Genomic DNA, 15,813 nt, shown 5'->3' on the forward strand with positions numbered 1-15,813 from the left:
AAAGTCCCACCATGACAAAAGATTCAAACCAGATAACCGTTGGTATGCATGAAGCAAAAACCAGGCTCTCGGAATTAGTGCGCCTGGCTCTGGAAGAAAATGCCGACATTATCATTACCCAGCGTAAAAAACCGGTCATGCGGCTGGTGCCATATACAACAGTCGCAGATAACAGGGGGCATGGGTTATTAAAGGGGAAGGTTGCTTACGATAAGAGCATTACCGATACGTCGGTCGAGGTGAATGACAGCTCTTATTCAGGAATCTCAGAGCCATGCCACAGGGCATCAAAAACACCCATGGAAACCCTGCGGGGATCGGTACTTTCCTATGATGACCCAACCACCCCCGTTGCCGATGAAGACTGGGAGGCCAACCATTGATCGTCCTTGATACCCATATCCTGATCTGGTGGCTGTCCGGCTGTCATAAACTTAGTACAGCCGCACGTAATGCCATTGAACAGGAACAGAAAAACAACGGTTGCCTGATAGTATCCACCATCACCAGCTGGGAGATCGCCATGCTGGTCAACAGAGGTCGACTGAATCTGACCATGGATCTGGACTCCTGGCTGGGATTGGCGCAGCAGGTGGATTCACTGCATTTCGAACCCTTAAGCAACAAAGTGGCCATTGAATCCACCCGATTACCTGGCCAGTTCCATAAAGACCCGGCAGACCGGATTATTGTCGCGCTATCCAGATCATTAGCCGCACCACTGGTAACTGCCGATGAGAAGATACTGACTTATTCTCATGTAAAAACCATCAGTTAGTCAGCTTTGCATCAACGGCCCCATAACATCAACAACCGTCTGCTTGGACCAGTCAGCCAGCAGCATAAAATGGGGTAAAAGCACCGACTGCTGCCAGGCCTGATCCTGCTCCAGGGGAGCCAGCGTCATCAGGCCAACGAGAATCGTCACCAGTAAACAGCCTCGCAAACCACCAAACGCCATGCCCAGAATACGGTCAGTACCCGACAACCCCGTCGCCTGAACCAGTTCAGCAATAATACGATTAACCAGCGCACCGACCATCAGCGTTGCCACAAACAGCAAGGCACAGGCGGCCATTACCCGAACAGATGGAGTGGCTATGTAATCAGTCAATCGCTCTGACAGGGCACCACCAAACGACCAGGCAACAAAAATAGCGGCCAGCCAGGTCAACAGGGAGAGAACCTCTTTAAAAAAACCGCGCTTTAAACTGATAAGCGCGGAGATGATAACAATACCGGCGATCAGCCAGTCGATCCAGGTGAAAGTCAATACCTAACTCCTTAACAAACAATGGAACCAAGCTATGCTGGAAGCTGTCTAAATACACGATAACTCTGTGGCTGATCAATAATACAGCAAACACTCTCTTTAACGACAGTAAGATAGCGCAGCAGCTAGTACATGGTTTCAATGAGTTTGACGTGTACAATCTCCGTTCGCCCTGAGCGAAGTCGAATCTCCGCTCACCCTGAGCGAAGTCGAATCTCCGCTCACCCTGAGCGGAGTCGAATCTCCGTTCACCCTGAGCGGAGTCGAATCTCCGTTCACCCTGAGCGGAGTCGAAGGGTGCTTGGCACGATCTATCAGAGTCCGGCGTTTCCGCCCTTCGACTGGCCCTCAGGATGAACAGGGTGCACGGGTATTAAAGCTTTTCTGCACTGACTGAAATAATGGAGCCCTCCCCATGAAGGATTTATACCAGACAGACTTTTACAGCTGGACTCAGCAACAGGCAGAACAGATACGCAGTGGCCGGATAGCCGAACTGGATCTTCATAACCTTCTTGAGGAAATCGAGGGCATGGGCCGAAGTGACTACCGGGCACTGCAATCCCGTCTGACAGTACTGCTGATGCACCTGCTGAAATGGCAATACCAACCAGACAAACAACTCACCGGCCATAGCTGGGAAAGCACCATCAAAGAACAGAGAAAACAGATACGCCGACAGTTAAGGGCTAACGTCGGCCTGAAGTCAAAAATTCCTGAAATGTTGCCTCTCGCCTACGGAGATGCAGTGGAAGATGCTCATGACGAAACCGGGATACCAGCCTCATCATTTCCGAACCTGTGCCCATGGCGGTTTGAAGAGGTGGTCGATGCCAATTTCAAACCCTGACCACCATCAAGGACAATGACCAATGAGTTGTCTGAAAATGACTTCCCTATTTTCATTCCCTGACTCCGTTCGGACTGAGCTTGTCGAAGTTCGGTGGCACGCCCCTTCGACAAGCCTCAGGGTGAACGGAAATAAAAAACAATTCCTAAGCTGAGGGTTACTCATGCCATGAAATCACCTCAAACTCTTCCATAGGTATCCTCAAAACGCTCAATATCATCTTCACCAAGATACCCGCCACTTTGAACTTCGATCAATTCAAGGTCAAACTTCCCCGGGTTCTCCAGCCGATGCACCGTTCAAATAGGAATATAAGTGGACTGATTTTCGGTTAACAAAACCTCTTTCCCATCAATTTCCACCAGTGCTGTGCCCTTCACCACAATCCAGTGCTCAGCACGATGATAATGCTTCTGCAACGACAACCTGGCACCTGGTTTGACCATAATGCGCTTGACCTGAAAACGCTCACCCATATCAATGGCGTCATAAGCTCCCCAGGGCCGACAAACCTTCCGATGCAGATTCACCTCAGGTCGTCCTGCGGCTTTGAGCGACTCAACTACCTTCTTGACATCCTGCACCTGATCTTTATGCGCAACCAGAATGGCATCGTCGCTTTCTACCACGACAAGATCATTGACCCCAACCGTTGCAATCAGCTTTTTCTCACTGCGTACATAGCTATTGGTAGTATCCTGTAGCAGAACATCCCCCTGAACCGAGTTCCCCAGCTCATCCTGCTCAGAAATATCGGCAAGAGAAGACCAGGAACCAACATCAGACCATCCCGCATCCAACGGAACAACAACGGCATCCGTCGTTTTTTCCATCACCGCATAGTCGATAGAGTCATCCGGGCATGCCCTGAAGGCGTCTTCATCCAACCGGATAAAATCAAGGTCAGGATTCTGAACCATCATCGCTTTTTCACAGGCTGCCAGAATATCTGGCCGGAACTGCTTCAGTTCTTCAAGATAACGGGAAGCTTTAAACATAAACATGCCGGAGTTCCAGTAATAATCACCAGAAGTCAGATAGTCCTGAGCAGTCTCCTGATCCGGCTTCTCAACAAACTCTGTTACAGAGTAGATAGTTGTCAGTGATGTGTCGTGAGCCGGGGATTCAGGCTCATTCGTTTTATCAGCTACTCCCTGATTACCAATTAACTTGTCACCCGCCTTGATATAGCCATACCCCGTTTCCGGATGGGCAGGCACAATACCAAACGTCACCAATTTACCTTCCATTGTCGTCGGCAACGCCGCCTCAACCGCCCGATGAAACGCCTTTTTATCCTGAATCACATGATCCGCCGCCAGCACCAGCAACACCGACTCTTCCTGATGATCTCCTTGCTCCAAAGCTTTTAAAGCCGCCAAAGCAACCGCAGGTGCCGTATTCCTGCCCACCGGCTCCAGAATAATCGCCTCGGCACTGCGCCCCATCTGACGAAGCTGCTCCGCCACCAGAAAACGATGATCCTCATTGGCAATCACCACTGGAGCGCCCGCAGCATCCAGACCATCCAGCCGGGCCACGGTATTCTGAAACATGGTCTGATCATTGACCAGTGGCAGAAACTGCTTCGGATACAGAGCCCTGGATTGAGGCCAGAGGCGACTGCCACAACCGCCGGATATTATTATGGGTATTAAGTTCATAGATGTTTTGGGTTGTGGGTTATGAGACAAGACTCAAAAATAAAAACAGTTTATATAAATTTTGAAAAGTGCAAATAATGTAGCTACATTACTACACAGTGAATTGTTAATAGGGCTAGTGGCATGAGTATAACGACCATTTCATCACGGACATTTAACCAGAATGTCACGGAGGCTAAGCGATCGGCGCTTAAGCGACCGGTATTTATTTCTGACAGAGGGAACGTCACGCACGTTTTGCTCAATATCGATCACTATAAAGAGATCACCCGCAATGCTGCCAATATTCTTGAACTGCTGGCTATGCCCGAAACGGAAGATACCGACCTGGAAGCGGAGCCTTTAAAAGACAACTTCCTGAAACCGGCAGATTTTTCCTGATGTACCTGCTTGATACCAACGTTGTTTCTGAGCTACGCAAATGCAGCACAGGCAAAGGCAGTCCTGCGGTAAGTCGATGGGCCGGATCCGTGGTACCGAATGAACTCTACCTTTCGGTGATCAGCGTTCTGGAAATAGAAATGGGCATCCTGTTAAAAGAGAGGAAAGACCCGCAGCAGGGTAAAGTGCTCAGAGCGTGGATGGACCAGCGAATGCTTCCCGCCTTTGAGGGGCGCATTTTGGTACTGGATACCCCGATTGCCCTACACTGCGCCCAGTTGCATATCCCAAACCCGAAGTCTGAGCGGGACGCAATGATTGCCGCCACCGCTATCATTCATCAAATGACCGTTGTTACCAGGAACATCAGGGACTTTGAACAGTCAGGTGCAAAACTGTTCAATCCTTGGGACTTTTGAACTGGGAATTGGAAATAGTTTTTTTCTGTGGAAGTCATGTTTCCCGGGAGTGGTTATCTTGTTTTTTTTTGATGGCGCTGATTAAGCCTGACAGCATTCTGAATAGCGTATCGACTTTCGCTAATATGGTACCAAGTGGATAAAAAACCAGCTCACCTCCGATAATACGCCAGGTAAAAATCATGAAACCCCGCACCCTGCGAGGACTTCAGACAGATATCGAGTGCTCATGGCGGCCTTTTTCTGCTTCCGCTTCAGACCAGCTTTAAAGGTTTTGGTATTGTTCAACATATTTAACTGCCATATGTCGAAAACCAGTGAGCATTTCAGCTGCATTGCCTCTTCTGATTCGACAATCATCTTCTCTCATTGCAACATCCATTTTCCATTCTGGCAGACAAAATAATCCCGAGCGTTTTCATTCCTTTCCAATCAAAAGAAAGATTAACGAATTCATCAAAGATATCACTGACTATATGAAGACGTGTTTCCATTCTACCATGGCTTTTCTCTTCGGTTCTGAAAGTATCACCCTTCCATTGATTCACTTTTTCAACAGAAAAATGATTCTCAAATGCTTCATGAAGCTTACCCTGGTTACCTTTTACCGCTAGCAAATAATCAGCGCCTTTATCGACGATTTTCTTGGCAATATCCCTCTGACACCCCATGGCGTCTATGGTTACGAGGCATCCACGAATTGCAAGGAGTTCAAGTAATGCAGGTATGGCGGTAATCTCGTTACTTTTATCATTCATTTTAATTTGACCAAGAACCAATTCGTTTGCAGTAGCAAACGCACTCACCATGTGAATTGCTCCTTTATCCTTACCCTTGTCGTAAGATCCTCTTGCTGTTTTTCCATCAATTGCAATGATCTCACCATTGGTTGCCCGGTTGCAGGCTTGCATCCACTCAATAAAGCATTTCTGGAATTGCTTTGGGTTAATGGCAGCAACTACCCTGGAAATTGTATGATGGGAAGGAATGCCGTATTCAAATTCACCATATTTTTTTAACCAATCCAGTCGCTCATTGCCGAAGTCTTCAATTTCTTCCCAGCCTTCGCAACCCGCAATGACTGCACAAATGACTAAGAGCAGAATATCAGCAAGTTTATGGTCTACTTTCCATTGTTGACGTGCGTCATAAATGACAGATAGCCTATTCATTAAATCAAATGCATTCATTTCCAGAACATCCAAATCTTTTTTATAAGACACTGGATGTATATTTTGCTCTATAAGGGGATGTCCTTATAGCCATTGAGCCCAATGGCTTCGGGGGCTTTCATGATTTTTCCCTAGCTCGCTTGGTTAAATAAAGATGAAATAAAACCAAAACACAGCAGCTACTGTTAAGCAGTCTCAAGCTGGTGAGATTTCTTGTCACCTACTTTTTTAGCAGAGGGCTGACACAACCAGTCAACCAGGATACTGTCCGGAGTAAAGCCCGAAACGAAATCAACCATAATGCCTCTTGCTCTATCATAGTCATGATGCTCTATGGAGAGCAGTATCCTTTCAATACCCTGAGTCAGGATCCCCCAGTCAGAACTCTCTTCCATCGCTCGGTATATCAAGGGATGATGGGTCTCACTGACATTGTCGCCAATCAAAAGCTCTTCATAAAGCTTTTCACCAGGGCGCAAACCAGTGTATTGAATTTCAATATCGCCCTCTGGATTGTCATCATTCTTTTCAACAAAACCAGACAGTCGAATCATATGTCTTGCCAAATCGGCAATCCTAACGGGTTCGCCCATATCCAACAGAAAAACATCACCACCGCCTCCCATAGATCCAGCTTGAATAACTAACTGAGCGGCTTCAGGAATCGTCATAAAATAACGGGTGATTTCCGGGTGGGTAACCGTCACAGGGCCACCAGAGCGAATCTGTTCACGAAACAGCGGAATGACTGAACCACTGGAACCGAGCACGTTACCAAAGCGGACCATGGTAAAACGAGTCTGATTTACTATGGGTTGATACTTCTGTTTACCAAACATTTCAGGATGCATTAATTCCACTTTATGCTGTTTGCTGAACGCCTGTAAAACCTGCTCAGCAAAACGTTTGGTAGCGCCCATTACATTGGTAGGGCGCACCGCCTTATCTGTGGAAATGAGAACAAAGTTGGCAACATTCCCGACCATCGCAGCCTGTGCTGCATAAAGAGTGCCCATAATATTATTTCTCACACCCTGAGAAATATTATGCTCAACAATAGGCACATGTTTATAGGCAGCAGCATGGTAAATCGTGTCAATTTTATAAGCGCTGATGACATCCAACAAACGACGGGGGTCATTAACCGAACCCAGAACGGAGACCAGGTTAAAACTCAAACCAGCATGTTCTTTTATCTGCCGGATTTCCTGTTCAATCCGATACAGGTTGTACTCAGAGTGATCAAACACAATAAGGCTTTTGCACTCTAACTTAGCAATCTGACGACATAACTCCGAACCAATTGACCCCCCTGCCCCGGTAACCATCACATTCAACCCATGAATGCACTGATTCAATAATTGATTATCTGGCTGAACCGGGTCTCTGCCAAGAAGGTCTCCAATTTCCACCTCCTTGATATCCTGGATTTTCAGGCGACCACTGACCAGGTCATCCATACCCGGCATCGTCATTACGGGAATATTCAAAGCTTCCAGATCGCGCAAAATAGACTTACGCCTGGATTCAGGTAGCGAGGGCATTGCCAGTAATACCTGATCAACAAAGGCTTTCTCAACCAGTTCAGGCAATTTACTGCTATGGTGTACCTTTCTTCCATAAACTGTTCTGCCCACCATGGCACTGTCATCGTCCAGAAAGACCACCGGCCTGAATTCCCAACCGCGATCCAATGCAGAGATTAACTGACACCCTGCTTCCCCTGCCCCGTAGATGGCTACAGGTTTACCTCTTTTGATCTGTTCAGGTTGAGCGGTAATAGCAAATGGTGTTAGCAAAATATCCTTGATCTTGTGGCCTGCCAGCCAGTAACGGGCACCATATCGGGAAATGCCCAGCATAAACAACAGAATCAATCCAAAAAGGAAAGGAATACTTCTGGGTACAGACCACCCAAGAACGTAGGTCACCAGTATAATGCCAGTAACAGAAAGAACCGTTGTTCTTAAAATCGTCAGGGTAACCTGCGGCCCTACAAATCTGAGCACCGCCCGATAAAGGCCCAGGCGTATATTGATGGGCAGACAGATAACCGGGCACAGGAGGCATAGTTTAAAAAATAGTGCCCTGTGATCATCAAAGTCCTCTATACCCAAACGGACGACAAAGGATAAAATCAGCGCCAGCCAAATGATTAAAACATCAATCACCAGACTGATAAGACGTTTTTTTGTCCTTGATAAGGAAACTAATCTGTTTCTGAGCATATAGCGAATAACACGGTCTTGAGGACTGTTATGAAGTTTTGCACTTGTCAGGCTGCAAAACAGTAAAATACATAAAAAATGATAGATTCAGAATTAAAGTACGATTTAAAGACCATGATATGGCAAGCTTCCCGTAAAAGTACTTATCTTATCTTTTGCGGGTAACGGAAAACGACTTTAAAGGAAAGTAAACAAAATTTTTTAAGCTGAAGCCTCACTGATAACTCGCTGAATCACTTCACAGGTTTTCGCAATTTCAGCCTGGGTCAAAGTCGGATGCACCAGAAACATCAAACTGGTTTCTCCCAACTCCCTTGCAGTCGGCAGTCGTTCTTTAGGCTGGAAATCAGTGTTATCAAACGCTTTTTCCAGGTAAACCTCAGAGCAGGAACCCTGATAACAGGGAACACCCGAAGCGATAATCTCATCAACAATCCGGTCTCGATCCCAGCCTGCTTTCAGTTGCTCAGGCCGAACAAACACATAATGCTTGTAACAGCCATGCTCAACCCCTTCCGGAATTTCCGGTACCCGCAGGGCAGAAAATGTCCGGCAAACCTCATTAATTGCTGCAGCATTGGCCTGCCGTTGGCGGGTCCATTGTGGCATCCTTTTGAGTTGGATGCGGCCTATCACCGATTGCATCTCGGTAATACGCCAGTTGGTACCAAAGGAATTATGCAACCAGCGGAAACCCTGCGGGTGCTCGGTGTTGTATACCGCGTCGTAACATTTGCCGTGGTCTTTATAAGACCACATCACTTTCCACAGCGCTTCATCGTTAGTAGTGACCATGCCGCCTTCACCGCCGGTGGTCATAATCTTGTCCTGGCAGAATGACCAGGCACCGATATGGCCAATGCTGCCTACCGAACGGCCTTTATATTTTGCTCCATGAGCCTGGGCGCAATCTTCAATCACATAAAGATTATGCTCGGCGGCCAGATCCATAATCGGATCCATATCACAGGGCAACCCTGCCAGATGGACGCAGATAATGGCTTTGGTGCGTTCCGTTAACACTGCCCGGATAGTTTCGGCAGTGATATTCTGGGAGGCATGGCCCACATCGGCAAAAACGGGTTTCGCACCGGCGTTAACAATACTGCTGGCCGAAGCGAGAAAGGTGCGAGGCGTAACCACCACCTCATCACCGGCACCAATCTTCAGGGCATGAAGCGCCAGGTCCAATGCCAGAGTTCCGTTAGCCAAAGCAATGGCATAATTGGTTCCGCAGTATTCCGCAAATTCACGTTCGAACTCACGGCTTTCAGTGCCGGTCCAGTAATTGACTTTATTGGACAACACTACACGGCTGACCGCATCGGCCTCTTCCTGGGTGTAGGAAGGCCAAGGGGAAAAGGGGGTGTTTAGCATGTTTCTTCAAACTGAGTAATTAAATTAATGGCAAAACTCGCTAGCAGCTTCCCGTAATCCGTTATCCGAAAAAGAGAAGAAAAAAAGCTTAACGGATTACGGGCAACGGGAAACGAACAGCGGCTTTAACTGGACTACTATGAAAGCTTTGTGGATATTCATTCCTTAAAACAGGTCTTCAAAACGGCAGAGCGTTTTCATTATGACAAAGATGCCTATGTCATCGATATTGCCGGTAACCACATCCGGCTAGTTGGCATTATTTACTTGATGAATCAGAAGCTCTTTGTAAAGCACATTGTTGACCATAAAGGGTACGATGAACTCACCAAACGCTTCCGGAATGGAGGAAGACTGTGAACCTGAACGATTCAAAAGGCATGGCCGAATTAATCCGGCGTTTTCACCATTTACTGGAAGTTGCCCCTTTCTGGAAGGCATCAATAACGAAAACGAATATCAACAGGCCCTTGATGCCACGGAACTGCTCTACAGAACCATCGGCGATAACCCGAATGATCCCAGAAATCTCCTTCTGGACATGATCGCCCAGAAAATAGAGCATTATGAATACCAGACAGACCCGGTGCTTTCACAATGGGACAAACAGGATGGTGCAATTGCCCTGATCAAAGTATTAATGCGCCAGCACGGCCTGACTCAGGCCGAACTGCCTGAGATCGGCAGTCAGGGTGTCGTTTCGGAAGTATTAAACGGCAAGCGACCGCTGAACCTGCGGCAGATGCAAAGCCTGGCTGAACGGTTTGATTTGCCGGTGACTCTTTTTCTGGAGTATGAGGGGCATTGATTGTTGTTGTCCGCTTTTCGTAATCCGTTGCCCGAAAAAAGAAAACGCCTTTACAGATTACGAAAAATGAACAAGCCGGAAAGACTTGAAAAACTAAATATCAGGTTCTGGATTCCCTGAACTGCTGAGCAAGAGAAACAAGATTTAAGTTAGAATACCTCTCTTGCTTCTTAACCGGGTAGGTAGAATATACATAATCAATAAAATCGTTAAAGCAAAGGCTCTTTGTTTTATCGATTACTGCATCAAGAATCACTTTTTCACGGTCGGTGAGTTGAATATTTGAAACATCTCCCTGGAACGATATGACATTTTTATGAGAACCATACATGGTTGTGTCATTAATAACCATAAAACCAATACCGTTATGCGCAGCCGCTATGACATCATCAACATAAGGTCCATAATGATTGAACATCCAATCAATATTCGTGAGCTGCCTTCCATCAAGAAGGGCAGAAAACCAGTCAGACAGGTAAACCATTTTGGTCAGCCTGGCTTTGGAAAGCTCAGACTTGTTAGGATAGTTCACACAAAGATACGCGATTATTTGCTGTAATCTATTCAATTCGCGCCCCCTAGTTCTTTTATAAGCTCGTCTTCAATTATTGGCTTTTGATTACCTTTTCGCTTTAAATTTATTTCTTTATTAAACTCAAATCCATCCCTGACAAATTTAGAAATCCGTCCCTGATAGCTGTCACAATACCTTATTATATCCTCTCTTTGAGCTTCACTCTCAACAAAGTATTCTTCAGTACTTTCAAAAACGATAACACCAATATGAACATCGGCATCTATTATTGCCTTAGCCAGATAACGACAACTCTTCATTGCAAGTGCTTCTATTTTTTCAGGTGAATAGCCATAATTCACATACATGTGTTGAATATAATCATCGATCAATTTTTGATTTGGGCAACTCAGTTCCAGATGAAGGCCATTTTGCCAAGCTAAACTGATGACTCCTTGGTTAAGAGGGAATTTTTGGCGATGTATCTTTGCAAAGTGTGGATTTTTTGAGTAGCGTGCAAGCAGGTAAAATTCTTCATCATGCTCATAATAAATAGTCACTCGTTCCTGGTTATTAAGTTTAAGAGATTTGTAGGCTCCAATTAACCAAGACTGAACCAGCTCACTGTGTAGCTCTGAAGTTTTCGATTTTTGGAATTGCAGTTCTTCCTGAGCTGCATTCAAAGCGTTTTTTATAATTGCAAAAGATTTACTGCCTTCTCTTAATTGAGTTATCTCTGCCTGCTGACGTGATTGGTCAAGATAAGTACCGACAGCACCAAAGACAAGCAAAGCACCACCACTGACAAGGGATGAAACAGGATTAAAAAGTATACACAGCAGAGAATCAAAGGAGCCACTGACCTCAACCCACTCAGTACGAAAATTGTAAGAACCTGCATAAGCTCCACCCAGTGCCATCAAGATACTCCCCATGGTCGCTGAGATAATATAAAAAGCCTTGCTTATGATCTTCCCTAATTTTATAAAAAATGTTGATTTACCAGTAAATCCAAATTTTTGAAACAAACCTGCAACACCATGTTCAAGATAACTCGTCCAGCCTAGTTGACTATCGGTACCTTTACCATTAAAGAAGAAAACAAAACGTTTTTAAGGACCATGGAAATCGGCCTTTAAAAGATAGGCCGGGCAGGAACACCAACAACTTTACTATTCGCCGGAACATCAGAAAGCACCACAGCACCAGCCCCAACAACAGTTTCATCACCAACAGAAATGCACTGCAGGATTTTCGCTCCCATACCGATCCAGGCTTTTTCACCAATGGTGACTGCACCTGCCAGCAAAGCGCCTGGTGAAATATGAGTGCCATTCCCTATAGAGCAGTCGTGGTCTATGGATGAAACCGTATTGATAATACAGCCGGAACCGATACGGGCATTCACATTAATAACCGCACCGGCAAACACCACAGAACCATCACTTACCGTTGCAAACGGTGAGATGGTTGCTTTCGGATGAATAATGGCAGGCAATTTCGCACCGGCCTGCTGACCACGGACAAGCAACTCCAGCCGCAAACTTTCATAGCTGACACCAACCCCTAAAGCCATCATGGGATATTCAGGAACAAACGATTCCAAATCAGAAATGCGCCCCACAACTGGCCAGCCATTCATTGAATCAAGCTCAGGATAGCGGTCATCCAGGAAAGCGATACCCGACCATTGCCCCGTTGCTAAAGCACAATCGGCAACGACGCGGGCATGGCCGCCAGCTCCTAATATCAATAATGTACTATTCATTTGATTCGTCTTTATTCGTTGTCCGCAATTCGTAGTCCGTCACCTGCAAAACTTAAACCTTCTCGGCTTTTGGCCCTTTTCTTAGACGGGTAACGGGCTGCGAGGATTGGGAAACGTTCGAAGGCGAGCCTTCAAAGAAAGGCATAGTCACATGGTCATCCGCACTAATCCCTTCCCGCAAAACCACTTTCTTAACCGTTAAAAAAAGAATTTTGATATCGAGCCAGAGAGATTGGTTATCCACATACCAGACATCCAACTTGAACTTTTCATCCCAGGAAATCGCATTACGCCCATTAATCTGAGCCCAGCCGGTAATGCCCGGTTTCATCTCATGGCGACGATACTGCTCTTTAGAATAGAGTGGGAGGTACTGCATCAATAATGGTCGAGGCCCCACCAGACTCATATCCCCTTGCAGTACATTCCAAAACTCCGGCAATTCATCAAGACTAGCGCGACGCATAAAACTGCCAAAAGGAGTAATACGCTCAGCATCCGGCAAAGGTTTACCATCCGGCCCATTGGCATCCCGCATGGTACGGAATTTCACCATTTCAAAAGGCTTGCCATCCAACCCCGGGCGGACCTGTCGAAAGAAAACGGGCCTGTCCATGGTTCTGGCTACCTTCCAGGCTGTAAACGCCATAATCGGGCTAAAAAGAATCAGTGCAACCAAGGCACCGAAAATATCCATCAAACGCTTTAACATCTTATTACAGAAACACTCTGGCTTAACCAGTTAGAGAAGTACAATAATTTTGTACAGGGAATAAAAAATGAAACAGGTCAGAATCAGCCAACTGAGGGCTAACCTGCTTGGTTACCTGAAAAAACCCAACAAGGCCAACCCTTTATCGTGACTACTAAATGGTCAGATACTGGCGACCGTCTGCGCCCCCGATGCGTTAAAGGAGTACTCAAGAAAAACCCTGAAGAAAGTGGGTAAAATGCCATTGCCGACGATGTTATCGACACATTGATCATGGGTTCCTTTCTGGAGTACAGGTAACACTATAGAAATCGGCCATGGAGTGGTTATTCGAGAGAGCGTTTAAAATCAATGATTTTAGATCATTGAGTTTCGGTGATTACAAGAGTAAACGGTAGAGACTATCGTTCACCTTTAAAGCATCAAAGTTTTCCTTTGCATACTCAAAAGACGCTTTACCCATCTCATCAATAACTCTAGGGTTATCCAGAAAATAGATCATTTTTTTTGCTATTGCTTCGGAATCAAAAGGTGGGACAAGGAAACCGGTCACATTATTAATAACAGTATCTCTGCATCCAGGCACATCAGATGTAATAACTGGACGACCAACGGCCATAGCCTCCTGTGTACTCCTTGGGACACCCTCTCGATATGAGGGCAATACAAAGACACTGGCCTGAGTGAGATAATCCAATACGCTACCCACTTGTCCAAGGTATTGCACAACACCCTGGCTTGTTAATAAGTTAAGGCGCTCAAGAGAAACGGAGGATTTACTTTCTGGCTCTGTCTCACCCAGAATAATAAATGAAGCATCTGGATATTTTGCTTTAACGGCTTCAGCAGCATCAAGGAATTCATTTATGCCTTTTTCAGTCAGCAACCTGCCAATAAATATAAACTGGTTGTAGCACTTTGGCTTTGAAAAAGGGTAGTCATTTAATTGCAAACCTATTCCGCCTAGCACACTGCACTCTTTCACAGCAACCCTATATTTCAAAACAAGATCTTTTTTATCATCATTATTAAGAACAATTAATCGATCTAACAGTGGAAGAGACAATTTATACAGTAGTACCTGAACTATTCTCAAGATACGTTGTTTAACAGGGGGGCTACCTGGAAGCTGGGTAAACACATAACCTAATCCCTCCAGCATACCAACAGAACGTGGAATATTTGCTAGTCTAGACGCCATCGCACCATAAATAACAGGCTTAACAAAATAAAAAAATGAGATTTGAACATTTAGTCGTTTAAGTTTTCTGGAAAGAGTTAAAGTATCAATAAAATCTCTGATAGGATTAACACCATATCTTGATATTTTATAGTCGACAGGAACGGCCCCGAGAGATTTTACTTTAGCCTTGGATTCGTCATTGTAATCGATCGCAAACGCAAAAACAGTGTATCCTTCACTAATAAGTTTTCTTATAAGGCCCGATCGGAATCCATATATTGAGGAAGCAATCGTACCAACTACTGCCACAGCATTATTCATAAACAAAAGTTACATAAATCAAGAAATGAATATTTATTTTAAAGTTGTCAAATGAGAGTAAAGGCTCTTTAAAATTTCAACTTTATCAATATATTGTCGAGCAGATTCTGATACAACCTGCTTTGGTATTATGGCCATTTCCCGAGCAAAATAAATTATCTTATTCAACAAAGGCTCACCAAAGTGGTAGAATGGAAAATCATCTGGAAATATATCTTTATGTCCTGCATAAACAGGCAAACCCAGACGTAGATACTCTCTTACTTTGAGAGTGCATGCTTCACTCATCTCTTTCCTAAAAAGGGCAAAAGAAGACAAACCTACATGACAACCGTATGAAATCTCATTAATTTGCTGGTTTGATAATTTCCCATGAAGTTTAACTCGATGATCAGATTCCAAATAAATCAAATCCTGTGACTTAACTTCACCAACAACGTGAATAGTAAAATCATCATTATTTATTTTTAAATCTTCAACAAGTAAGTCAAGCCCATGCCATGGGTCGAAAAGGCTACACACAAATAATATTTGAATATGATCAATTCTCTTATCAATAATTTTATTACCTTGATAAGATATACCGTTTGGGTAAATAAAATATGGTTTTTTATCTGAAGTAGTATTTTTCATCCTGGAAAGTTCATAAAAAACTATTTCTTCAGTCACTCCAACCAAACCAACGGTATTTTTCAATACAAATGGGCCAATTTTATCTTCCATGAATGAACGGGATTTTGCTGTAAAGCTCCCTTCACCCCCTAACTCAGGAACTTCCTTAGAATGATGTACAAAAAGAACAGGTTTTTTGAATCTTTTTACAAAATTCAACTGAAAAAGATCATGTACGTAATATCTCAATAGAAACAAGTCATATTGATCACTAACAGAGTGCAGCCAATTATAATAATTTTTCCGCAAAGAAACCCAATCAAATAGCTTCTTTGGGAAAGATTTATTAATGGAACTGGAAATTGTATGATCCTGGATCAAAATATTCAGAGGCCCAAAAGTCTTATTAGGGCAATACATTCGAGAATCCCATTGAATTCCCAATTCTTCGGCAGCATCCTGTTCCCAAGACATCTGATTTAACATACCAGGAGATGGGCTAAGAAGTGCAGCTGAGTGCAAAACTTTCAT

Annotated in this window: 16 protein-coding genes and 2 pseudogenes; 7 read left to right on the forward strand and 11 right to left on the reverse strand. The window is 44.8% G+C overall.

The features are described from left to right. Positions 1-11 precede the first annotated feature (11 nt). Entirely contained in the window at positions 12-383 is a 372-nt protein-coding gene (locus tag ACO6UX_RS04230) for a type II toxin-antitoxin system Phd/YefM family antitoxin (protein WP_422445146.1), read from the forward strand. Next, entirely contained in the window at positions 380-778 is a 399-nt protein-coding gene (locus ACO6UX_RS04235) for a type II toxin-antitoxin system VapC family toxin (protein WP_422445148.1), read from the forward strand. The genes ACO6UX_RS04230 and ACO6UX_RS04235 overlap by 4 nt, the downstream gene beginning before the upstream one ends. On the opposite strand, the gene ACO6UX_RS04240 is transcribed toward ACO6UX_RS04235, so the two are convergent. Beyond that, on the reverse strand, positions 779-1,273 hold the full coding sequence (locus ACO6UX_RS04240) for a CvpA family protein (RefSeq protein WP_422445150.1): 495 nt from the start codon (positions 1,271-1,273) through the stop codon (positions 779-781). It abuts the gene before it with no gap. A 415-nt stretch (positions 1,274-1,688) separates the two neighbouring features. Between ACO6UX_RS04240 and ACO6UX_RS04245 the strand changes: the two genes are divergently transcribed. Next, positions 1,689-2,123, forward strand: coding sequence for a DUF29 domain-containing protein (locus ACO6UX_RS04245; RefSeq protein WP_422445152.1), 435 nt, complete (start codon positions 1,689-1,691; stop codon positions 2,121-2,123). Positions 2,124-2,302: 179 nt separating this feature from the next. Here the strand turns inward: ACO6UX_RS04245 and ACO6UX_RS04250 are convergent. Next, positions 2,303-3,787: pseudogene (locus ACO6UX_RS04250) on the reverse strand (mannose-1-phosphate guanylyltransferase/mannose-6-phosphate isomerase). A gap of 123 nt (positions 3,788-3,910) precedes the next feature. Here ACO6UX_RS04250 and ACO6UX_RS04255 point away from each other — a divergent pair. Both ACO6UX_RS04255 and ACO6UX_RS04260 read left to right on the forward strand, forming a co-directional pair. Next, positions 3,911-4,168: a type II toxin-antitoxin system Phd/YefM family antitoxin gene (locus ACO6UX_RS04255; protein WP_422445154.1), complete on the forward strand. Its 258-nt coding sequence runs from the start codon at positions 3,911-3,913 to the stop codon at positions 4,166-4,168. Then, the gene (locus ACO6UX_RS04260) at positions 4,168-4,587 is read left to right on the forward strand and encodes a type II toxin-antitoxin system VapC family toxin (protein ID WP_422445156.1); all 420 of its coding nucleotides are present in this window, start codon (positions 4,168-4,170) and stop codon (positions 4,585-4,587) included. The genes ACO6UX_RS04255 and ACO6UX_RS04260 overlap by 1 nt, the downstream gene beginning before the upstream one ends. Before the next feature lie 180 nt (positions 4,588-4,767). Here ACO6UX_RS04260 and ACO6UX_RS04265 read toward each other — a convergent pair. The 3 genes and pseudogenes from ACO6UX_RS04265 to ACO6UX_RS04275 all read right to left on the reverse strand — a co-directional run bounded on the left by ACO6UX_RS04265 (position 4,768) and on the right by ACO6UX_RS04275 (position 9,364). Then, positions 4,768-5,777 (reverse strand): annotated as a pseudogene (locus tag ACO6UX_RS04265) (ISAs1 family transposase). 167 nt (positions 5,778-5,944) lie between these two features. Next, complete coding sequence (locus ACO6UX_RS04270; protein ID WP_422445158.1) at positions 5,945-7,690, reverse strand: polysaccharide biosynthesis protein; 1,746 nt, start codon at positions 7,688-7,690, stop codon at positions 5,945-5,947. A 498-nt stretch (positions 7,691-8,188) separates the two neighbouring features. Further along, positions 8,189-9,364: a DegT/DnrJ/EryC1/StrS family aminotransferase gene (locus ACO6UX_RS04275; RefSeq protein WP_422445160.1), complete on the reverse strand. Its 1,176-nt coding sequence runs from the start codon at positions 9,362-9,364 to the stop codon at positions 8,189-8,191. A 150-nt stretch (positions 9,365-9,514) separates the two neighbouring features. Here ACO6UX_RS04275 and ACO6UX_RS04280 point away from each other — a divergent pair, with 150 nt between their 5' ends. Then, complete coding sequence (locus tag ACO6UX_RS04280; protein ID WP_422445162.1) at positions 9,515-9,724, forward strand: type II toxin-antitoxin system HigB family toxin; 210 nt, start codon at positions 9,515-9,517, stop codon at positions 9,722-9,724. Next, on the forward strand, positions 9,684-10,172 hold the full coding sequence (locus tag ACO6UX_RS04285; RefSeq protein WP_422445164.1) for a helix-turn-helix domain-containing protein: 489 nt from the start codon (positions 9,684-9,686) through the stop codon (positions 10,170-10,172). The genes ACO6UX_RS04280 and ACO6UX_RS04285 overlap by 41 nt, the downstream gene beginning before the upstream one ends. Positions 10,173-10,272: 100 nt before the next feature. Here the strand turns inward: ACO6UX_RS04285 and ACO6UX_RS04290 are convergent, their stop codons facing one another. The 6 genes from ACO6UX_RS04290 to ACO6UX_RS04315 form a co-directional block, all read right to left on the reverse strand. Beyond that, positions 10,273-10,740 carry a Panacea domain-containing protein gene (locus ACO6UX_RS04290; protein ID WP_422445166.1) on the reverse strand — a complete coding sequence of 156 codons (468 nt, stop codon included), beginning with the start codon at positions 10,738-10,740 and terminating at the stop codon, positions 10,273-10,275. Then, complete coding sequence (locus ACO6UX_RS04295) at positions 10,737-11,714, reverse strand: hypothetical protein (RefSeq protein ID WP_422445168.1); 978 nt, start codon at positions 11,712-11,714, stop codon at positions 10,737-10,739. Before ACO6UX_RS04295 ends, ACO6UX_RS04290 begins: the two co-directional genes overlap by 4 nt. A gap of 107 nt (positions 11,715-11,821) precedes the next feature. Next, positions 11,822-12,454, reverse strand: coding sequence for an acetyltransferase (locus tag ACO6UX_RS04300; RefSeq protein WP_422445170.1), 633 nt, complete (start codon positions 12,452-12,454; stop codon positions 11,822-11,824). A gap of 52 nt (positions 12,455-12,506) precedes the next feature. Further along, positions 12,507-13,151, reverse strand: coding sequence for a sugar transferase (locus tag ACO6UX_RS04305; RefSeq protein ID WP_422445172.1), 645 nt, complete (start codon positions 13,149-13,151; stop codon positions 12,507-12,509). A 394-nt stretch (positions 13,152-13,545) separates the two neighbouring features. Next, on the reverse strand, positions 13,546-14,670 hold the full coding sequence (locus ACO6UX_RS04310; RefSeq protein ID WP_422445174.1) for a glycosyltransferase family 4 protein: 1,125 nt from the start codon (positions 14,668-14,670) through the stop codon (positions 13,546-13,548). Positions 14,671-14,703: 33 nt separating this feature from the next. After that, entirely contained in the window at positions 14,704-15,756 is a 1,053-nt protein-coding gene (locus tag ACO6UX_RS04315; protein ID WP_422445176.1) for a hypothetical protein, read from the reverse strand. Between the last annotated feature and the right edge of the window lie 57 nt (positions 15,757-15,813).

Origin of the sequence: Endozoicomonas sp. ALB091 (assembly GCF_049310265.1) — a bacterium.
GTDB lineage: Bacteria > Pseudomonadota > Gammaproteobacteria > Pseudomonadales > Endozoicomonadaceae > Endozoicomonas.

Excerpts from the sequence above, each read along its gene's own strand:
- ACO6UX_RS04230 (WP_422445146.1), top strand. The coding sequence starts at position 12 with ATGACAAAAGATTCAAACCAGATAACCGTTGGTATGCATGAAGCAAAA.
- ACO6UX_RS04315 (WP_422445176.1), bottom strand. The coding sequence starts at position 15,756 with ATGTCTTGGGAACAGGATGCTGCCGAAGAATTGGGAATTCAATGGGAT.
- ACO6UX_RS04245 (WP_422445152.1), top strand. The coding sequence starts at position 1,689 with ATGAAGGATTTATACCAGACAGACTTTTACAGCTGGACTCAGCAACAG.
- ACO6UX_RS04260 (WP_422445156.1), top strand. The coding sequence starts at position 4,168 with ATGTACCTGCTTGATACCAACGTTGTTTCTGAGCTACGCAAATGCAGC.
- ACO6UX_RS04255 (WP_422445154.1), top strand. The coding sequence starts at position 3,911 with ATGAGTATAACGACCATTTCATCACGGACATTTAACCAGAATGTCACG.
- ACO6UX_RS04310 (WP_422445174.1), bottom strand. The coding sequence starts at position 14,670 with ATGAATAATGCTGTGGCAGTAGTTGGTACGATTGCTTCCTCAATATAT.
- ACO6UX_RS04300 (WP_422445170.1), bottom strand. The coding sequence starts at position 12,454 with ATGAATAGTACATTATTGATATTAGGAGCTGGCGGCCATGCCCGCGTC.
- ACO6UX_RS04275 (WP_422445160.1), bottom strand. The coding sequence starts at position 9,364 with ATGCTAAACACCCCCTTTTCCCCTTGGCCTTCCTACACCCAGGAAGAG.
- ACO6UX_RS04305 (WP_422445172.1), bottom strand. The coding sequence starts at position 13,151 with ATGGATATTTTCGGTGCCTTGGTTGCACTGATTCTTTTTAGCCCGATT.
- ACO6UX_RS04285 (WP_422445164.1), top strand. The coding sequence starts at position 9,684 with ATGAACTCACCAAACGCTTCCGGAATGGAGGAAGACTGTGAACCTGAA.